General features: G+C 69.7%; 16 protein-coding genes. 13 read left to right on the plus strand and 3 right to left on the minus strand.

Translation table 11 applies throughout. The features are described 5' to 3' along the window. Window positions 1–2: 2 nt before the first annotated feature. Window positions 3–926, plus strand: coding sequence for a LysR family transcriptional regulator (locus GEM_RS21585; protein WP_014899519.1), 924 nt, complete (start codon window positions 3–5; stop codon window positions 924–926). Between the two features lie 67 nt (window positions 927–993). Here the strand turns inward: GEM_RS21585 and GEM_RS21590 are convergent, their stop codons facing one another. Continuing rightward, window positions 994–2,307, minus strand: a complete 1,314-nt coding sequence (locus GEM_RS21590) for an acyl-CoA dehydrogenase family protein (RefSeq protein WP_014899520.1) — start codon at window positions 2,305–2,307, stop codon at window positions 994–996. 387 nt (window positions 2,308–2,694) lie between these two features. Between GEM_RS21590 and GEM_RS21595 the strand changes: the two genes are divergently transcribed. The 8 genes from GEM_RS21595 (at window position 2,695) to GEM_RS21630 (ending at window position 10,816) form a co-directional block, all read left to right on the plus strand. Continuing rightward, window positions 2,695–3,780 carry an LLM class flavin-dependent oxidoreductase gene (locus tag GEM_RS21595; protein ID WP_014899521.1) on the plus strand — a complete coding sequence of 362 codons (1,086 nt, stop codon included), beginning with the start codon at window positions 2,695–2,697 and terminating at the stop codon, window positions 3,778–3,780. Window positions 3,781–3,800: 20 nt separating this feature from the next. Then, window positions 3,801–4,646, plus strand: coding sequence for a class II aldolase/adducin family protein (locus GEM_RS21600; RefSeq protein WP_014899522.1), 846 nt, complete (start codon window positions 3,801–3,803; stop codon window positions 4,644–4,646). 36 nt (window positions 4,647–4,682) lie between these two features. Beyond that, window positions 4,683–5,717, plus strand: a complete 1,035-nt coding sequence (locus GEM_RS21605) for an ABC transporter substrate-binding protein (RefSeq protein WP_014899523.1) — start codon at window positions 4,683–4,685, stop codon at window positions 5,715–5,717. Between the two features lie 4 nt (window positions 5,718–5,721). After that, window positions 5,722–6,819, plus strand: a complete 1,098-nt coding sequence (locus GEM_RS21610) for an ABC transporter permease (RefSeq protein WP_014899524.1) — start codon at window positions 5,722–5,724, stop codon at window positions 6,817–6,819. Further along, a complete protein-coding gene (locus tag GEM_RS21615; RefSeq protein ID WP_014899525.1) occupies window positions 6,813–7,637 on the plus strand; it encodes an ABC transporter ATP-binding protein in 825 nt (274 codons plus the stop codon). Before GEM_RS21610 ends, GEM_RS21615 begins: the two co-directional genes overlap by 7 nt. Before the next feature lie 50 nt (window positions 7,638–7,687). Continuing rightward, entirely contained in the window at window positions 7,688–8,869 is a 1,182-nt protein-coding gene (locus tag GEM_RS21620) for a c-type cytochrome (RefSeq protein WP_014899526.1), read from the plus strand. Between the two features lie 37 nt (window positions 8,870–8,906). Next, window positions 8,907–9,860 carry an ABC transporter substrate-binding protein gene (locus GEM_RS21625; RefSeq protein WP_014899527.1) on the plus strand — a complete coding sequence of 318 codons (954 nt, stop codon included), beginning with the start codon at window positions 8,907–8,909 and terminating at the stop codon, window positions 9,858–9,860. A gap of 89 nt (window positions 9,861–9,949) precedes the next feature. Continuing rightward, the gene (locus tag GEM_RS21630) at window positions 9,950–10,816 is read left to right on the plus strand and encodes an MOSC domain-containing protein (RefSeq protein WP_014899528.1); all 867 of its coding nucleotides are present in this window, start codon (window positions 9,950–9,952) and stop codon (window positions 10,814–10,816) included. A gap of 52 nt (window positions 10,817–10,868) precedes the next feature. Here GEM_RS21630 and GEM_RS21635 read toward each other — a convergent pair whose 3' ends face one another. Together GEM_RS21635 and GEM_RS21640 are read right to left on the minus strand one after the other, a co-directional pair. Then, entirely contained in the window at window positions 10,869–12,266 is a 1,398-nt protein-coding gene (locus GEM_RS21635; protein WP_014899529.1) for a sensor histidine kinase, read from the minus strand. Then, the gene (locus GEM_RS21640) at window positions 12,263–12,937 is read right to left on the minus strand and encodes a response regulator (RefSeq protein ID WP_014899530.1); all 675 of its coding nucleotides are present in this window, start codon (window positions 12,935–12,937) and stop codon (window positions 12,263–12,265) included. Before GEM_RS21640 ends, GEM_RS21635 begins: the two co-directional genes overlap by 4 nt. Before the next feature lie 125 nt (window positions 12,938–13,062). On the opposite strand from GEM_RS21640, the gene GEM_RS21645 reads away from it, so the two are divergent. From GEM_RS21645 to GEM_RS21660, 4 genes are all read left to right on the plus strand, one after another. Next, a complete protein-coding gene (locus GEM_RS21645) occupies window positions 13,063–14,163 on the plus strand; it encodes an ABC transporter substrate-binding protein (protein ID WP_014899531.1) in 1,101 nt (366 codons plus the stop codon). A 116-nt stretch (window positions 14,164–14,279) separates the two neighbouring features. Further along, on the plus strand, window positions 14,280–16,052 hold the full coding sequence (locus tag GEM_RS21650) for an ABC transporter permease (protein WP_014899532.1): 1,773 nt from the start codon (window positions 14,280–14,282) through the stop codon (window positions 16,050–16,052). After that, window positions 16,045–17,112, plus strand: a complete 1,068-nt coding sequence (locus GEM_RS21655; RefSeq protein ID WP_014899533.1) for an ABC transporter ATP-binding protein — start codon at window positions 16,045–16,047, stop codon at window positions 17,110–17,112. Before GEM_RS21650 ends, GEM_RS21655 begins: the two co-directional genes overlap by 8 nt. Before the next feature lie 181 nt (window positions 17,113–17,293). Next, on the plus strand, window positions 17,294–18,385 hold the full coding sequence (locus GEM_RS21660; protein ID WP_014899534.1) for a porin: 1,092 nt from the start codon (window positions 17,294–17,296) through the stop codon (window positions 18,383–18,385). Window positions 18,386–18,463: the final 78 nt, after the last annotated feature.

Consider the following 18,463-nt stretch of genomic DNA (forward strand, 5'->3'; position numbering starts at 1 on the left):
ACATGAAAATTAGCGATATCGACGCTTTTGCAGCGGTCGTCCGCTGCCACACCCTGAGCCAGGCCGCGGCCGAGCTCGGGATGACGCAGCCCGCGATCACGCGGCGCGTGCAGAATCTCGAGGAAGCGCTCGGCGTGACACTGCTCGACCGCAACACCAAGCCGCCGCGCCCGACCGACATCGGCCTGCAGGTGTTCGAGCAATGCCGGGCGATCCTGCGCGAAGTCGACGCGCTGCGCGAGCTGACGGCCGGCGAGCGGCCGCCCGCCGGCGAATTCCGCGTCGGCCTCACGCAGGGGCTCGGCGAGTTGATGCTGCCCGGCCTGATCGCGCAGCTCGCCGCGCAATGGCCCGCGCTTACCACACAGGTCACGACCGCCTGGGGCGGCATGCTCGTCGAGCGCGTCGCGCGCCGCGAGCTCGACGCGGCGCTCGTGTTTCTCGCCCGCGAGATGGTGCTGCCGCCGCAGGTCGAGGGCGAGCGGCTGCTGGCCACCCGGCTCGTCGCGGTCGGCCGCAAGGGCGACTGGCCGCGCCGCAGCTACCGGCTCGCCGACTGCCATGCGCGCGGCTGGGTGCTCAATCCCGACGGCTGCGGCTTTCGCGCGGGCCTGCGCCGCGCGCTCGACGCGCAGGGGCTGCCGATGCCGGTCACGCTCGACACCTACGGCCGCGACCTGCAATTGCAGAGCGTCGCGAACGGCTTCGGCATCGGGCTGATGCCGCTGCCGCTCGTCGAAGGCAGCCCGCTGCGCGACGCGGTCGACATCGTGCCGCTCGCCGATTTCAAGCCGCAGATCGATCTGTGGTTGCTGCACCGGCAGGATGCGGCGCGCTTCGCGGCGCCGCTCGCAGCCGTGGGCGCGCATGCGCGCACCGCGTTCGCGCTGCCTGCGGATGCTGCCGCGCACGACGAAGCCGCGTGAGTGCGACCGGCGGCGCCGGCAACGCGTCGCCCCGCTCGCGTTCGTATCGACCGTCATCCCGCACCGCTCACGCATCGTTTCGACCGGAACCGGGCGCATCGCGCGCCTCCGCCTGCGCGGTCGCGCTGCGCGCCGCCGCCTCGAGCGCCGCTCGCCCGGCGGCGACAGCGATCGCATCGTCCTGCGGCGTATGCACGCGGCTGCACAGCACGTCGCGATAGTGGCGTTCGAGCGGATTGCGGCGGCTCAGCCCGTGATTGCCGGACAGCTTCAGCGCGTGCTCGACGGTACGGATCGCGTGCTCCGTCACGGTTCGCTTGACGAGGCCGCTCGTCGTCACCGTCGGCGCGTCGCCCGCATCGGTGCGCGCGATGTGCTCGTCGAGCAGCACGCGGTTCGCGTGCAGCCAGCCTTCGATCTCGCCGACGGCCTCCTGCACGCGCGGCAGCGTCGCGAGCGGCGCGCCGAGCCCGCTCGGCGCGCGCGTCGTCGCGAACTCGAGCAGCCAGTCGCGCGACGCGCGCGCCACCGCATCGTAAAGACTGCCGAGCAGCGCGACCATCCACGCCTGCTGGTCGGCCTGTGCGTCGACATCCGCATGACTCGCGGCCGACATGGCCCATGCATCGGGCGCGCGCACGTCCACCGCATGATCGGCGGGCAGCGGCACATCGTCGAACACGACCTCGTGGCTGCCCGATGCGCGCAGGCCGAGGTGATCCCAGCTTTCGATCACGAGGATGCGCGCATCGTCGTCCGTATCACGCTCGCGCCGCACGAGGAACACGCCGACGCGCGGCTCGGGCTCGTCGGTGCGGGCCCACACGGCCAGCCAGCGCAACGCCGGAATGCCGGTGCTATACAGCTTGTGGCCGGACAGCCGCCAACCGTCGCCGTCGCGACGCGCAATCGTTTCGGGCAGGCCGCCGCGCGACGGCGAACCGAGCGCCGGCTCGACGCGCAGCGCATTGATCAGCGCACCTTCTGCAACGGCGCTGTCGAACACGGCACGCCGCACACGCGCGGGCCAGCGATTGTCCGCGCGGCCGAGCGCACGATGCTGCAGATACGTCATCGTCAGCACCAGCGCGGTCGCGGGATCGGCGCGCGCGACCGACGCCACGATCCGGCTCGCCTGGGCGAGCGTCGCCCCTGCGCCGCCCTGCTCGCGCGGCACGACCTGCGCGATCAGCCCCGCGCGCTGCAGCCGTGCGAAGTTCTCGTGCGGGAAACGGCCGTCGACGTCGTTGCGGGCCGCGTCGGCGGCGAGTTCGGGCGCGAGACGCTCGAGCAGCGCGGCGACGCGTGCATCGTCGGCAGGCAGGTGGCGCAGCGACGACTGCGGCGGGAGCGGCGAGGAAGCAGCAAGGCTGGCGGACATCGGTGCGGATTTCCTGGATGACTGGGTAACGAGTATCGGGTAAGGCCGACACGGCGATCGATCGGCGACGGGCGCGGCGCCACGTGAAGCCGGCGACGATCGGCTGCGGATTCGCGGGCTCGCGTCGCCGCCAATGCCGGACCGCATGCCGCTTCGGTTTCTGCCCGGCGCCGAAGCCCCGTACGACACGCAGCCGGCGCCGTCCCGATTCGATCGGAAGCGCACAGCGTATGCGCAACGCATAGCGGTCCAAACCATGCAAATCTGATATTCAAATCGGGATTGATTATTTCCGTTCCGCATGATCCCGGCGGTAATCTGCGCTCCATTCCCGTCCCCGCCGGCCGTCTCTGGCCGCGCCGGGCCGCCCCTGTACCGGAGACCCAGATGAGCGTCGAATTCATCGGCATGATCCAGAGCCAGAAGCAGTCGGAAATCCATCCGCCTGTCGGCCCCGTCGTCGATCCCGACTATGTGCGTGACTTCGCCCGCGCACACGAAACGGCCGGTTTCGACCGGATCCTCGTGCCGCATCACTCGACCGGCGCGTCGGCGACGCTGACGATCGCGTTCGCCGCCGCCGCGACCGAGCGCATCCATTTCATGCTCGCGCATCGTCCGGGCTTCACCGCGCCGACGCTCGCCGCGCGGCAGATCGCGACGCTCGACCAGTTCAGCCGTGGCCGCCTTGCCGTCCACTTCATCTCCGGCGGCTCGGACAGCGAACAACAGCGCGACGGCGATTTCCTCGATCACGATGCGCGCTATGCCCGCACCGACGAATACCTCGGCATCCTGCGGCGCATCTGGACCGAAGCGCAGCCGTTCGATCACGATGGCGCGCACTACCGCTTCACGCAGGGCTTTTCGGAGGTGAAGCCGTTCCAGCGGCCGCACGTGCCGATCTACTTCGGCGGCGCCTCGGAAGCGGCGCTGGAAGTCGCCGGCAAGCACGCGGACGTCTATGCGCTGTGGGGCGAATCGCTCGACCAGGTGCGCGACCTGACGACGCGCGTGCGTGCCGAAGCCGCGAAGCACGGCCGGCAGGTGCGCTTCTCGGTATCGTTCCGGCCGATCCTCGCGGCGACCGAGGACGAAGCGTGGGCGCGCGCGCACCGGATCCTCGACGACACGCGCCGGCTGCGCGAAGCGGCCGGCCTCGGCACCGGCGGCCCGCAGCAGAGCGAAGGCGCGCGGCGCCTGCTCGCCGCGGCCGAGCGCGGCGCGCGGGTCGACAAGCGGCTGTGGACCGAGATCGCAACGCTCACGGGGGCGCGCTCGAATTCGACCGCGCTGGTCGGCACGCCCGAACAGGTCGCCGATGCGCTGCTCGACTACTACGACCTCGGCGTGACGACGTTCCTGATCCGCGGCTTCGATCCGCTCGAAGACGCGATCGACTTCGGCCGCGAACTGATTCCGCGCGTGCGTAGCGCCGTCGCGGCACGCGACGCGGCGCGCCGCGCAGCCTGACGCCAACGGAGACGCATGCCATGTCCGCCGTCCTGTCTTCTGCGTCGCCCACGCGCACCGCGTCGGGCCTCGCGCTCGCCGACACGCCGCGCCAGCATTTCTGGTTCGATCCGCCCGCGCCGCGCTTCGACGTCGCCGTCGAACGCCGCCACCGGCAGGAGCGCCTCGCGGCCGCGTTTCGCCTGTTCGCGCGCTTCGGCTTCGCGTCGGGGCTCGCCGGCCACATCACCGCGCGCGATCCGGAGCTGCCCGACCACTTCTGGGTGAATCCGCTCGGCGTGCATTTCTCGCAGATCAAGGTGTCCGACCTGCTGCTCGTCAACGCGCGCGGCGAAACCGCGATCGGCAGCCGGCCGCTGAACAAGGCCGCATTCGCGATCCATGCGGCGATCCACGACGCGCATCCGCACGTCGTCGCCGCCGCGCATACGCATTCGACCTACGGCAAGGCGTGGTCGACGCTCGGCCGCCCGCTCGACCCGCTGACGCAGGACGCATGCGTGTTCTACGAGGACCATGCACTGTTCGACGACTTCACCGGGATGGTCGTCGATACGAGCGAAGGTGCGCGGATCGCACACACGCTCGCGAAGCCCGACGGCAGCACGCACAAGGGCGTGATCCTGAAGAACCACGGGATCCTGACAGCCGGCCCGACGGTCGAGGCCGCCGCGTGGTGGTACATCGCGCTCGACAACGTCGCGCACACGCAGTTGCTGGCCGAAGCGGCCGGCACGCCGCAACCGATCGATCACGCGACCGCGCAACACACGCACGGTCAGATCGGCGGCCCCGACGGCGCGTTGCATGCGTTCGACAGCCTGTTCGCACGCGTCGTCGCCGACGAACCCGACCTGCTCGACTGAGCGCCCTTCCGCACGACCGGAACCGGAGACCACCGCATGACCGATACCACCGCACCCGCGCCGACCGGCGCGCAAGACCCCACACGCCGCCGGCTGCTGCGCGCGGCCGGCGCCGCCGCGCTCGCCGCGCCGGCGATCACGCTCGGCCGCAAGGCCTGGTCCGCGCCACCGCTGAAGAAGCTGACGTTCGCGTGGAACCAGAACGCGTTCTGCCTGACGCCGATCGTCGTCGCGCAGGAGCACGGCTTCTTCGAGAAGAACGGGCTGAAGGTCGAGCTGATCAACTACAGCGGGTCGACCGACCAGCTGCTCGAATCGATCGCGACCGGCAAGGCCGACGCGGCGGTCGGGATGATCCACCGCTGGCTGAAGCCGCTCGAAGCCGGCTTCGACGTGAAGATCATCGGCAGCTCGCACGGCGGCTGCGTGCGGCTGCTCGGCTCGAAGACGGCCGGCGTCACGACGCTGCAGGCGCTGAAGGGCAAGACGGTCGGCGTCAGCGACCTCGCCGCGCCCGGCAAGCATTTCTTCTCGATCCTGCTCGCGAAGAACGGCATCGATCCCGAGCGCGACATCACGTGGCGGCAGTATCCGGCCGACCTGCTCGGCGTCGCGGTCGACAAGGGCGAGATCCAGGCCATCGCCGATGGCGACCCGAACCTCTACCTGCTCGAGAAACGCAGCAACGGCGCGTATACGGAACTCGCGACGAACCTGTCCGGCGAATACGCGCGCAAGGTGTGCTGCGTGATCGGCGCGCGCGGCGAGCTCGTGCGCAACGACCGGCCGGCCGCCGCCGCGCTCGCGCGCTCGATCGTGCAGGCCACCGAGTACACGCACGACAACCCGAACGAAGCCGCGAAGGCGTTCGCGAAGTATTCGCCGAAGATCAGCCCGGAAGACCTGCGCAAGCTGTACGCGACGCTGACCTACACGCACCACCCGACCAACGTCGACCTGCAGCAGGAAATCGCGTTCTATGCGGACGATTTCCGCCGCATCAGCGTGCTGAAGAAGAGCACCGACCCGCAGCGCTTCGCGCAGCAGGTCTATGCGAACGTGCTGGGGTGACGCGATGTCGACGCTCGAACACGTGTCCCCCACGCGCACCGCACCGGTCGCAGCCGGCACCGGAACCGCCACGGCTTCGTCGCCCCGCATCGCGTGCACGGCCTGCGACGCGACGCTAGCTGCCGAAGCCCGCCGCGCACGCACCTGGCCCACCGGCGTCGTTGCCGCGCTCGCATGGGCCGCACTCGGCGCGGTCACGCACCTGTGGCCGAACCGCGTCGTCGGCTTCACCGACTGGGCGTACACCGACACGTTCGGCACCGCCGCATGGGCGATCGCCGCGCTGCTGCTGGCCGCCGCGACGCTCGGCCATCGCGTGCCGGCCACCCGCGCGCGGCTCGCCCGCGTGCGGCCGGCCGGCCCATGGCTCGTCGCGCTGCCGCTCGTGCTGGCCGTGTGGGAAATCGTCACCGCCAAGACCGGCTGGCTGCCGACGCCGTTCTTCGCGCCGCCGCAGGCGCTGATCGAGGTCTACGTCGACGACTGGCCGCGCCTCGTCGGCAGCGCCGGCAATACGCTGAAGCTGCTCGCGCTCGGGTTCGCATACGGCGTCGCGGTCGGGTTCGCGGTCGGCGTATCGATCGGCTGGTCGCGCCGCATCGGCTACTGGGTGCATCCGGTGCTGCGCGTGCTCGGCCCCGTGCCGGCCACCGCGCTGCTGCCGCTCACCTTCTATTTCTTCCCGACCAGCTACTCGGCCGCCGCGTTCCTGATCGCGCTGTCGACCGGCTTCCCGGTCGCGGTGCTGACGTGGTCGGGCGTCGCGAGCGTGAACCGGCAGTACTACGACGTCGCACGCACGCTCGGCGCGAACGCGCGCTTCCTCGTGTTGCGCGTCGCCATTCCGGCCGCGCTGCCGCACGTGTTCGTCGGCATCTTCATGGGGCTGAGCGCGTCGTTCACGGTGCTCGTCGTCGCCGAGATGATGGGCGTCAAGTCGGGGCTCGGCTGGTACCTGAGCTGGGCGCAGGGCTGGGCATCGTACGTGAACATGTATGCGGCGCTGATCGTGATGGCGCTGCTGTTTTCCGGGCTGATCGCGCTGCTGTTCGCGGTGCGCGACCGTGTGCTCGCCTGGCAGAAAGGAACCGTCAAATGGTAAGCGCCGCCGTTCTCGAACCGTCCGTCGCCACGCCGCCCGCCGCGCCCAACGCGGCGGCGCCGCGCGGCGCGCGCATCGACATTCGTCGCGTGAGCCATGCGTTCGACGGCCCCGGCGGCCCGCTGCCGGTGCTCGACGACGTCACGCTGTCGGTCGCGGCCGGCGAATTCGTCGCGCTGCTCGGCCCGAGCGGCTGCGGAAAATCGACGCTGCTGCGGCTCGTTGCCGGCCTCGAAGCCGCGTCGCAGGGCACGATCGCGCAGGACGGCGCGCCGATCGAGCGGCCCGATCCGTCACGCATCGTCGTGTTCCAGGATCCGACGCTCTATCCGTGGCGCCGCGTGCGCGCGAACGTCGCACTCGGCCTCGAAGCACGCGGCGTGGCGCGCACCGCGCAGCATCGCGTCGACGATGCGCTCGCGCGCGTCGGGCTGCAGGAATTCGCAAACGTGTTTCCGCATCAGTTGTCGGGCGGGATGGCGCAGCGTGTCGCACTCGCCCGCGCGCTGGTCAACGATCCGCGCCTCCTGATCCTCGACGAGCCGCTCGGCAAGCTCGATTCGCTGACGCGGCTCACGATGCAGGCCGAACTGACCGCGCTGTGGCAGCGCGACGGGTTTTCATCGCTGCTCGTCACGCACGATGTCGAGGAAGCGCTGTTTCTCGCGCAGCGCGTAATCGTGTTCGGGCCGCGTCCCGCACGCATCGTCGCGGAACTGCACGTCGACCTGCCCTATCCGCGCCATCGCGGCGACCCGCGTCTCGCCGAGCTGCGCCATGAAGCGCTGCGGCATCTCGGACTCGATGCGAGCTGGTAGATGCGTGGTGTCGTTCACGGGATTGCCGGTTCGCGGCAACGGCCGAGTCGATGAACGCGCCGCCGTTCGCCGACTGGGCGCTGCTGTTCCTGCAACTTCTGTATCGCGCGCAGGTCGCGCTGGCGCGCGTGCTGCATGCGGCCGGCCTGACCGGCGACGCGGACGGGCAGGCCGCGTGGCCGTGGGCGCACCGGATCGCGCTCGAAACGCTGCGCATCGACGCGGGGCTCACGCGACAGCTCGCGGTCGCGGTGGCCGCGACCGCGCTCGCCGTGGCGCTGGGCTGCGTCGCGATCGCTTCGCGCAAGTGGCGTGCGGTGTCGGCGATCGCCGCGCTGGCCGCTGCGTGGTTCGCGCCGTGGCCGCCGGCATCGCAGTGGCTCGCGCCGGCGGTGCCGACGAGTTTCCAGCGCAGTCCCGCGCCGTTTGCCGTGGCGAACGTGATGCATGGCGCGCACCTGTATGCGCAGCATTGCGCGGCCTGTCATGGCGCGGATGGCCGCGGCGAAGGGCCGCTCGCGGCGACGCTCGCGCATTGGCCGCCGACCTTCGCGGGCGCGCTGCTCGCCCGCCGGCTCGACGGCGAGCTGTACTGGCGCGTGCAGCACGGCACGCGCGACGCGCACGGGGCGCCGTCGATGCCAGGCTATGCAGCGACGCTCGACACCGCCGACACCTGGGCCGTGCTCGACTACCTGAAAGCGTTGTCGGCCGGCAGCGGCGCGCAGGCCGAAGGCGCGTGGCCCGTGCCCGTCCCGCTGCCGGCGCTCGACGTGCGCTGCGGCAGCGCCGCGCCGCAACCGCTCGCCCGCTGGCGCGAAGGCCAGCGCGTGCGCATCGTCGCGCTCGCGCCGGGCGGCACGCCGCCGCAAGAAGACCCGCGCTGGCAGACGCTGCTCGTCACCGCGGGCGCGACGACCGCGCCACCGGCAACCGGCACACGCGCGAACTGCGTCGCATCGACGCCCGATGCCTGGCAAGCGTTCGCGACGATCGCGGGCGTGCCGCCCGACGCGTTCGGCGGCACGCAACTGCTCGCCGACCGGCGCGGCTGGCTGCGGGCACGGGCGTTGCCGGGCAGCGCGGGCTGGTCGGCCGACGACCTGCTGTGCCGCGCGGATGCTGTCGCGCGACCGTCGGCTGCCGCCGCGAACGTCGATCCGCTGACCGCGCTGCTGCTGCGTGTGGACGCCGAACCCGTGCGCGACGTGCAGGCCGGACTGCCGCACTGAATTCCCGAACCCATTTTCCGACCGAACCCACTTCACGATGAATCCGACCCGACGCCACTTCCTCGCGCAGGCCAGCGCCCTCGCCGCCGTCACCCTGGCGCCGGCCGCGCTGCACGCGCAAGCGGGCGCGCGCCCGCTGCTGCGTGCCGGCGACCAGAAAGGCGGGCTGCGCGCGCTGCTCGAAGCCGCCGGCGAACTGAACGGCCTCGCGTACGACATCGCGTGGACCGAGTTCCCGGCCGCCGCGCCGCTGGCCGAAGCGCTGAACGCGGCAGCTGTCGATTGCGGGCCGATCGGCGACGCGCCGGTGATCTTCGCGCTCGCGTCGGGCGCCCGCATCAAGGTGATCGGCGCGAACCGTTCCGACCCGTACGGCACCGCCGTGCTCGTGCGGCCCGACGCGACGCTGAAAGACGCGACCGACCTGAAAGGCAAGCGCATCGGCACCACGCGCGGCTCGATCGGCCATTTCGTCACGCTGAAGGCACTCGACGCGGCCGGCCTGCCGCCGGACGCCGTGTCGTTCCGCTTCCTGCCGCCGGCCGACACGATGCTTGCGCTCGCAACCGGATCGATCGACGCATGGGCGACGTGGGAACCCTATACCGCACTCGCGGAAACGAGCGGCCGCGCGCGCGTGCTGGTCAACGGCCGCGGCCTGTGGTCGGGCCTCAGCTACGTCGCGGCGACCGACGCCGCGCTCGCATCGAAGCGCGACGTGCTGCACGACTTCCTGCAACGTGTCGTGCGCGCGCAGGTCTGGTCGTACCGGCACGCCGACGCATATTCCGCGGCGCTCGCGCGCATCATCGGCATCCCGCCAGCGGCCGCGAAGCTGCAGTTCGAGCGCCGCAACACGCGCTGGCAACCGATCGACGCGGCCGTGATCGCCGGGCAGCAGCGCACCGCAGACTTCTACCTGAAGGCCGGGCTGCTGCGCCAGCCGCTCGACGTGCGCACGACCTTCGACCTGGGCTTTCCGCTGGCGTGACCGACCGCGCGGCGGCGCGCAACCGCCCAAACGGCTTGCGCATGATCTGGCACAATCGCGGTTCGTCCATCCCGCCTGCAGCCAGCGTCATGCCAGCCATCTCCGAACTCTTCGTCTACCCGATCAAGTCCTGCGCCGGCATCGCGCTGTCGCGCGCGCAGCTGCTCGAAACGGGCCTCGCGTACGATCGCCACTGGCTGATCACCACCCCCGACGGGATGATGATCACGCAGCGCACGCACCCGCGCCTCGCGCTGATCCGCACCGCGCTCGACAGCGACGCGCTCGTGCTGAACGCGCCGGGCATGCGCGAGCTCCGTACCCCGCTCGACGGCGACGCGACGCCCGCTACGCCGAAGATGGCCGCGACCGTCTGGCGCGACACCGTCGACGCGATCGACACGGGCGCCGAAACGGCCGCATGGCTCACCGAATTCCTCGGCACGCCCACGAAGCTCGCGCGCTTCGGCGCGGATGCGCGCCGCGGCTGCAACCGCAAGTGGACCGGCGACATCGACACGCACACGCAGTTCGCGGACGGCTATCCGTTGCTCGTGATCGGCCAGTCGTCGCTCGACGACCTGAATGCGAAGCTCGTCGCGAAAGGCGCGCCGGCGATCCCGATGAACCGCTTCCGCCCGAACATCGTCGTGTCGGATCTCGAGGCGTACGAAGAGGATTTCGTCGAACATCTCGACGCCGAAGGCGCGACGCCCGTGCGGCTGCGCCTCGTGAAGCTGTGCACGCGCTGCCCGATGCCGACGATCGACCAGGTGACCGGCGCGCCGAACCCGGACTGGCCGCACGAGCCGACCGACACGATGCAGACCTATCGTGCGAACCCGAACTACGAAGACGCGCTGACGTTCGGCATCAACGCGATCGTCGTCGAAGGGGCGGGCGCGTGGCTCGAGGTCGGGCAAGCGGTCGAAGCGGAGATCGGATTCGGCGATTGAACGACGCGGCGGGCGCGGCGCCTGCCGCGCTTGCCGCCACCGCGAGCGAGCGCTACTGCGCCACCCGCACGGTCGGCAGCGTCACCGTCACGATCAACCCGCCGCCCGCCGCATCGGCGAGCACCACGCTGCCCAGATGCACGCGCGCGATCTCGCGCACGATCGACAGCCCGAGCCCGGTGCCTTCGACCGTCTGCGTCTTGCTGCCGCGATGGAAGCGCTCGAACACCGCGTCGCGCTCGCCGGCCGGAATGCCCGGCCCGTTGTCGATCACGTCGAGCCGCGCATGCTCACCGTCGCGCGACACGCGCACCGTGATCACCGCGCGGTCGCCCGCGTAGCGGATCGCGTTGTCGACCAGGTTGCCGATCATTTCGCCGAGCAGGTCCGCCTGCCCGAGCACGTCGACATCGGCCTCGTGCTCGAATCCCAGGTCGATGTCGCGCGAGCGCGCGACCGGCGACCAGTCGAGCGTCACGCTGCGCGCGAGCCGGTGCAGCGCGACCGGCTGGTGCGCGACCGCATGGCCGCTGTCCGAATCGAGCCGCGACAGCGACAGCAGCTGCTGGACGATCTTCGCGGCCTGCCGCACTGCGCCGTTCACGCGCCGCAGATGCACGTTCACGCGCGGCTGCTCGTCGGGCCGCAATGCCAGCTCGACGCCGGCCTGCACGGCAGCGAGCGGCGTCTTCAGCTGATGGGCCGCATCCGCGAAGAAGCGCCGCCGCGCGACCTGCATCCGCTGCGTGCGGCCAATGTACTGATTGATCGACTCGACGAGCGGCGCAAGCTCGCTCGGCATGCCGCCGGTGTCGAGCGGCGTCGGATCGCCGTCGCTGCGCGCGGCGACCGTCGCCGACAGCCGGTTCAGCGGCCGCAGCCCGCGCCCGACGCCGAGCCACACGATCCCGAGCGCGAGCACGACCAGCAGCCCCTCCTGCAGCAGCGAGCCCATCAGGATCTCGCGCGCGAGCGCCTGGCGCGCCTCGATCGTCTCGCCAACCATGACCCACACGATGCGCGTCTGCGCGGTCGGCACGTCGTGCACCGGCACGCGCAGCGCGGCCATGCGCAGTTGCTCGCCGCGATAGACGACGTCGTAGTAGCGCGTGGCGAATAGCGCGCCGTCGCCCTGCGGCAGCGGCAGGTCCGGATAGCCCGTGATCGTGTGACCGTTGTCCTCGCGGATCAGGTAGTAGATCTTGCCGCCGTCGCCCGACTCGAACATCTCGAGCGCGAGATACGGCAGGTCGATCTCGATCTCGCCCTCGTTGAGCCGCACGCCTTCGCGGATCGACTTCAGCGACGACGACAGCGTGCGGTCGAACGCGACGTGCGCGGCGCTCATCGCGCGCTGGTACGTGAGCCACGAGTCGAGCGCGAGCAGGCCGAGCAGCGGCAGCAGCAGCCACAGCGCGACTTGCGTGCGCAGGTTCGGGCGGCAGGTCATGCCAGCGCCTTCGCTTCGAGCAGATACCCGAGCCCCCGCAGCGTGACGATCGCGATGCCGGTGTTCTCCAGCTTCTTGCGCAGCCGGTACACGTAGATCTCGATCGCATCGGCGTTGACCGACTCGTCGAGCCCGAAGATCTTCTCCGACAGCGTCTCCTTGTTGATCGCGCGGCCATTGCGCAGGATCAGCACCTCCAGCACCGAACGCTCGCGCGGCGTGAGCGACAGCGGTTCGCCGGCGAGACGGAAGCTGCGGTCGACGCTGTCGTACGACAGCGGCCCGCATTCGACCAGCGAATGCTCGTGGCCGAGGCTGCGCCGGATCAGCGCACGGGCGCGCGCCTCCAGCTCGGTCAGCTCGAACGGCTTCGCGAGATAATCGTCGGCCCCGAGATCGAGCCCCTTCACGCGGTCCTCCACCGAGCCGTGCGCGGTGAGGATCAGCACCGGCACCGGATTGCGGCGCGCGCGCAGCCGCCGCAGCACCTCGAGCCCGTCGAGCTTCGGCAACCCGAGATCGAGGATCACCAGCGCGTAGTCCTGCGTGCGCAGCACGTGATCCGCCGCCTCCCCGTCCGCCATGTGATCGACCGCGAAGCGCGCGGCGCTCAGCGCGTCGTTCAGCGACTGCGCCAGGTTCGGGTTGTCTTCTACGAGCAGCACACGCATGGGGACCTCGGGAAATCCATGACACAAAGGACGCTATTGTGAACCGAAATGAAAGCAGGCTGAAAGTGCTTCGCAATTAACATCCGCGTCACTCGAACAACACAGAAGCGTAACTGGAGGAAGACATGCCGTTTGCACCGAAGCACCTCGCCGCCGCGCTGGCGATCGTCCTGGGCACCGCAGCCGGCGGCGCCGCCGCGCAGGTTCCGGCCGGGTATCCGGGTAACTACCAGGGTGTGGTGGACGCCGCGAAGCAGGAAGGCAAGCTGATCGTCTACTCGACGACCGACACGGGCCTCGTGCGCCCGCTGATCAAGGACTTCGAAAGCCTGTACGGCGTGAAGGTCGAGTACAACGATATGAACAGCACCGAGCTGTACAACCGCTACATCAGCGAGAACGCGGCCAGCAGCACCAGCGCCGACGTGCTGTGGAGCTCGGCGATGGACCTGCAGGTCAAGCTCGTCAACGACGGCTTGATGGCATCGTACGATTCGCCCGAAAGCGCCAACGTGCCGCACTGGGCGCAATACCAGAAGCAGGCGTACGGCACGACGTTCGAGCCGCTCGCGATCGTCTACAACAAGCGCCTGATCCCCGAGAACGAGGTGCCGAAGACGCGCGCCGACCTGATCAAGCTGCTCACGACGCAGGCCGACAAGTTCAAGGGCAAGGTCACGACCTACGACATCGAGAAATCGGGTGTCGGCTTCAACTACCTGACGCAGGACGCGCACGTGAACGAGAAGGTCACGTGGGAGCTCGTGAAGGCGATCGGCGCGACCGGCCCGAAGCTGCAGTCGAGCACCGGCGCGATGATGGAGCGGATCTCGTCGGGCGAGAACCTGATCGGCTACAACATCATCGGTTCGTATGCGTACGCAAAGGCCAAGAAGGACAAGTCCATCGGCTACGTGTTTCCGAAGGACTACACGCAGGTCGTGAGCCGCCTCGCCACCGTGTCGAAGAAGGCGAAGAACCCGAACGCCGCGAAGCTGTGGGTCGACTACCTGCTGTCGAAGCGCGGCCAGACGCTGATCGCGAACCAGGCGAACCTGTACGCGATCCGCGCGGACGTGACGGGCGAAACGTCGGCCGCGAGCCTCACGAAGGAACTGGGCGATTCGCTGAAGCCGATCCAGATCGGCACCGGCCTGCTCGTCTATCTCGACCAGCAGAAGCGCCTCGCTTTCCTGAAGCAATGGCAGCAGTCGATCAAGCGCTGAGCCGCTGAGTCGCTGATCGGCTGACCATAGGCCGCCCGCCGCACGTCGCGCGGGCGGCCCCTTCCCCTTACCGACTTCCTAGAGGCGGCCATCCGGATGGCCGCAGGGGTGAACTCATGCTTTCAACCAGCACACGCGGAACGGCGCCGGCCGTTCCGCCCACCACCGGCCAAGGCGGCGCGATTCCCGCGCTGCCGGCCAACGGCCTGCAGCCGCTCGCCGGCATGCTGCGCTGGATCGTCGTCGCGGTGCTCACCGTCGCGGTCGCGCTGCCGCTCGGCTTCATCCTGTTCCAGAGCCTGCTGTCCGCGCCGTTCTTCGACGCGAACAAGACGCTCGGCATCGAGGGCTTCCGCTTCGTCTTCACCGACCCGGACTTCTGGGCGGCCGTGAAGAACTCGTTCATCATCGCCGGCGGGATGCTGTTCATTTCGATCCCGCTCGGCGGCATCCTCGCGTTCCTGATGGTGCGCACCGACCTGCCCGGCCGCCGCTGGCTCGAGCCGCTGCTGCTCACGCCCGTGTTCGTGTCGCCGATGGTGCTCGCGTTCGGCTACGTGGTCGCGGCCGGCCCGGTCGGTTTCTACTCGGTGTGGTTCAAGGGACTGTTCGGGGTGCAGAACGTACCCTGGAACGTCTACTCGATCTTCGCGATCACGCTGATCGTCGGCCTCACGCACGTGCCTCACGTGTACCTGTACTCGTCGGCCGCGCTGCGCAACCTCGGCTCGGACGTCGAGGAAGCCGCCCGCGTGACGGGGGCCCGGCCGTTCCGAGTCGCGCTCGACGTGAGCCTGCCGATGACGATGCCCGCGCTGCTGTTCGCCGGCGTGCTCGTGTTCTTCCTCGGCTTCGAGGTGTTCGGGCTGCCGCTCGTGCTCGGCGATCCGGAAGGCCATCTCGTGCTCGCGACCTACCTGTACAAGCTGACCAACAAGCTCGGCGTGCCGTCATACCACCTGATGGCCGCGGTCGCGGTGTGCATCGTCGCGATCACGTTCCCGCTCGTGCTGCTGCAGCGGCGTCTGCTGAAGACCGCGAACCGCTTCGTCACCGTGAAGGGCAAGGCCGGCCGCGCGACGGTGCTGCCGCTCGGCGTGTGGCGCTGGGTCGCGCTCGCGATCGTCGGGCTGTGGCTGATGCTGACCGTGATCGTGCCGATCTCGGGCATCGTGCTGCGCGCGTTCGTGACCAACTGGGGCGAAGGCGTGGCGCTCGCCGAAGTACTGACGCTGTCGAACTTCATCGAGCTGTTCGAGCAGGACAACCTGGTGCGCGCGATCGTCAACACGCTCGGCATCGGCGTGATCGGCGGCGCGCTCGCGATCGGCTTCTACTCGCTCGTCGCGTTCGCCGGCCATCGCCGCCACGACTGGGCGACCAGGCTGCTCGACTACCTCGTGCTGCTGCCGCGCGCGGTGCCGGGCCTGCTCGCCGGTCTCGCGTTCCTGTGGATCTTCCTGTTCGTGCCGGGCCTGCGCGAGCTGAAGAACTCGATGTGGAGCATCTGGATCGCGTACACGGTCGTGTGGCTCGCGTACGGGATGCGGCTGATCCAGAGCGCGCTGCTGCAGGTCGGCCCGGAGCTCGAGGAAGCCGGCCGCAGCGTCGGCGCGACGCGCAGCCGCGTGTCGCTCGACGTGACGCTGCCGCTCGTGCGCTTCGGCCTGCTCGCCGCGTGGCTCCTGATCTTCATGATCTTCGAGCGCGAATACTCGACCGCCGTCTATCTGCTGTCGCCCGGCACCGAAGTGATCGGCGCGCTGCTCGTGTCGCTGTGGGCGACCGGCGCCGTCGACCAGGTCGCCGCGCTCTCTGTCATCAACATCGCGATGGTCGGCGCCGGTCTCGGCGTGGCCCTGCGCTTCGGAGTGAAACTTCATGGATAAGCTCATCGTCGACGACCTGCATCTCAGCTACGGCGCCAACCCGATCCTCAAGGGCGTGTCGTTCGAACTGAAGGCCGGCGAAGTCGTGTGCCTGCTCGGCGCGTCGGGCAGCGGCAAGACCACGCTGCTGCGCGCGGTGGCCGGCCTCGAGCAGCCGTCCGACGGGCGCATCCAGCTCGACGACCGCGTGTTCTTCGACGGCGCGCAGCGCGTCGACCTGCCCGTCGAACAGCGTTCGCTCGGCCTCGTGTTCCAGTCGTACGCGCTGTGGCCGCACCGCACCGTCGCCGACAACGTCGGTTACGGGCTGAAGCTGCGCCGCGTCGCGCCGGCCGAACAGAAGCGCCGCGTGCAGACCGCGCTCGACCAGCTCGGCCTCGGCCACCTCGCCGAACGCTTTCCGCACCAGCTGTCGGGCGGCCAGCAGCAGCGTGTCGCGATCGCGCGCGCGCTCGTCTACAACCCGCCGGTGATCCTCCTCGACGAGCCGCTGTCGAACCTCGACGCGAAGCTGCGCGAGGAAGCGCGTGCGTGGCTGCGCGAGCTGATCGTGTCGCTCGGGCTGTCGGCCCTGTGCGTGACACATGACCAGACCGAGGCGATGGCGATGTCCGACCGCATCCTGCTGCTGCGCAACGGCCGCATCGAGCAGGAAGGCACGCCGGCCGAGCTGTACGGTGCACCGCGCTCGCTGTACACGGCCGAGTTCATGGGCAGCAACAACCGCATCGACGCGCGCGTCGCGGCCGTCGACGGCGAGCGCGTGACGCTTGCCGGCGACGGCTGGGAACTGCAGGCGCTGGCCCGCGACACGTTCGCGCCGGGGCAGGATGCGCAGGCCGTGATCCGCCTCGAACGCGTACAGGTCGCCGACGGCCCTGGCGCGAACCGGCTGCAGGCCGACCTCGTCACGTCGATGTATCTCGGCGACCGCTGGGAATACCTGTTCCATTGCGGCGAGATGCGCCTGCGCGCGTTCGGCCACGTGCCGCGTGCGGCCGGCAAGCACTGGATCGAATTCCCGACCATCGACTGCTGGGCGTTCGCGAAAGCGGGCTGACCCGGGCGCGGCGGCCCACGCGCCGCCGCGCATGCATCCAGCGCGTAGTTCGCGCCTGTCCCGCGCACATCCCGTTCCGACCCACGGTCGGCAGGCGCTTCCCGGCGCCCGCCGCGGGCTGCTGCGCGCCGCGTATCCGTATCCGTTTCACCCATCCACAAAAACCATGGAGACACCGTCAATGAAGTCACGCGCAGAACGTTCCCTTCGCACCGCCGTCCTGACCGGATCGGCCGCCGTCGCCAGCCTTGCGGCAGGCGCCGCGCACGCGCAGTCGTCGGTCACGATGTACGGGATCATGGATGCCGGCATCGAATACACGAACCATGCGGCGCCGCAGGGTGGCGATTCGTTCAAGCTGAAATCCGGCAACAAGAACACGTCGCGCTGGGGCTTGCGCGGCGTCGAGGATCTCGGCGGCGGGCTGAAGGCCGTGTTCCGTCTCGAAAGCGGGATCGATCTCGCGAACGGCGCGTCCGACGACGGTCCCGATTCGATCTTCGCGCGCCGCGCGACGATCGGCCTGAAAGGCAAATGGGGCGAGCTGTCGCTCGGCCGCAACTTCACCGTCACGTACGACTACATGCTGCCGTTCGACCCGATGGGTTACGCGCAGAACTACTCGTGGGCAACGTCGTCGATGGCGACCGGCGGCCGCAAGGACGGCCTCTTCACGCGTTCGTCGAACGCCGTGCGCTACGACGGCGAGTTCGGCGGCTTCAAGTTCGGCGCGCTGTACGGCTTCGGCAACGTGCCGGGCAGCGTCAAGACCAGCTCGAAGTACGACTTCGCGCTCGGCTACGAGAAAGGCCCGTTCGCGGCGGTTGTCACGTTCGACCGGCAAAACGGCGCGGCCGACAGCGTCACGCCGGCCGATACCGTCAACTATATCCAGGGCATCCACGCGGGCCTGAGCTACGACTTCGGCAACCTGAAGACGATGGCCGGCTATCGCAACTATCGACGCACGTATCACACGAGCGCCGCGAACCAGTTGAGCGACATGGTCTGGCTCGGCGGGTCGTACCAGTTCACGCCGACGTTCTCGATGATCGCGGCCGTCTATCACCAGAACATCAAGGGCGGCAGCGATGCCGATCCGACGCTGGTGTCGGTGCGCGCGAACTACGCGCTGTCGAAGCGCACGGTGCTGTACGCGGCCGGTGCGTTCGCAATCGCGAAGCACGACCAGAAGGTCGGCGTGTCGCGCGATTTCGCGGGCTACGGCACGACGCAGGTCGGTGTCACGGCGGGGATTCAGCAGCGGTTCTGATGCCCGAGCCCGCGGGCGGCAGCGGTCGGTCGACCGCCCGCCCTCCTTTCCACGCCACGTGCGGCGGCATGACGGCAG

This window comes from Burkholderia cepacia GG4, assembly GCF_000292915.1.
In the GTDB taxonomy this organism is placed as follows: domain Bacteria; phylum Pseudomonadota; class Gammaproteobacteria; order Burkholderiales; family Burkholderiaceae; genus Burkholderia; species Burkholderia cepacia_D.

Bases quoted from the DNA above. Each gene is read 5' to 3' on its own strand.
- GEM_RS21625 (WP_014899527.1), top strand. From the start codon at position 8,907: ATGAATCCGACCCGACGCCACTTCCTCGCGCAGGCCAGCGCCCTCGCC.
- GEM_RS21590 (WP_014899520.1), bottom strand. From the start codon at position 2,307: ATGTCCGCCAGCCTTGCTGCTTCCTCGCCGCTCCCGCCGCAGTCGTCG.
- GEM_RS21650 (WP_014899532.1), top strand. From the start codon at position 14,280: ATGCTTTCAACCAGCACACGCGGAACGGCGCCGGCCGTTCCGCCCACC.
- GEM_RS21620 (WP_014899526.1), top strand. From the start codon at position 7,688: ATGAACGCGCCGCCGTTCGCCGACTGGGCGCTGCTGTTCCTGCAACTT.
- GEM_RS21610 (WP_014899524.1), top strand. From the start codon at position 5,722: ATGTCGACGCTCGAACACGTGTCCCCCACGCGCACCGCACCGGTCGCA.
- GEM_RS21605 (WP_014899523.1), top strand. From the start codon at position 4,683: ATGACCGATACCACCGCACCCGCGCCGACCGGCGCGCAAGACCCCACA.
- GEM_RS21600 (WP_014899522.1), top strand. From the start codon at position 3,801: ATGTCCGCCGTCCTGTCTTCTGCGTCGCCCACGCGCACCGCGTCGGGC.
- GEM_RS21645 (WP_014899531.1), top strand. From the start codon at position 13,063: ATGCCGTTTGCACCGAAGCACCTCGCCGCCGCGCTGGCGATCGTCCTG.
- GEM_RS21660 (WP_014899534.1), top strand. From the start codon at position 17,294: ATGAAGTCACGCGCAGAACGTTCCCTTCGCACCGCCGTCCTGACCGGA.
- GEM_RS21640 (WP_014899530.1), bottom strand. From the start codon at position 12,937: ATGCGTGTGCTGCTCGTAGAAGACAACCCGAACCTGGCGCAGTCGCTG.
- GEM_RS21595 (WP_014899521.1), top strand. From the start codon at position 2,695: ATGAGCGTCGAATTCATCGGCATGATCCAGAGCCAGAAGCAGTCGGAA.
- GEM_RS21630 (WP_014899528.1), top strand. From the start codon at position 9,950: ATGCCAGCCATCTCCGAACTCTTCGTCTACCCGATCAAGTCCTGCGCC.
- GEM_RS21615 (WP_014899525.1), top strand. From the start codon at position 6,813: ATGGTAAGCGCCGCCGTTCTCGAACCGTCCGTCGCCACGCCGCCCGCC.
- GEM_RS21635 (WP_014899529.1), bottom strand. From the start codon at position 12,266: ATGACCTGCCGCCCGAACCTGCGCACGCAAGTCGCGCTGTGGCTGCTG.
- GEM_RS21655 (WP_014899533.1), top strand. From the start codon at position 16,045: ATGGATAAGCTCATCGTCGACGACCTGCATCTCAGCTACGGCGCCAAC.
- GEM_RS21585 (WP_014899519.1), top strand. From the start codon at position 3: ATGAAAATTAGCGATATCGACGCTTTTGCAGCGGTCGTCCGCTGCCAC.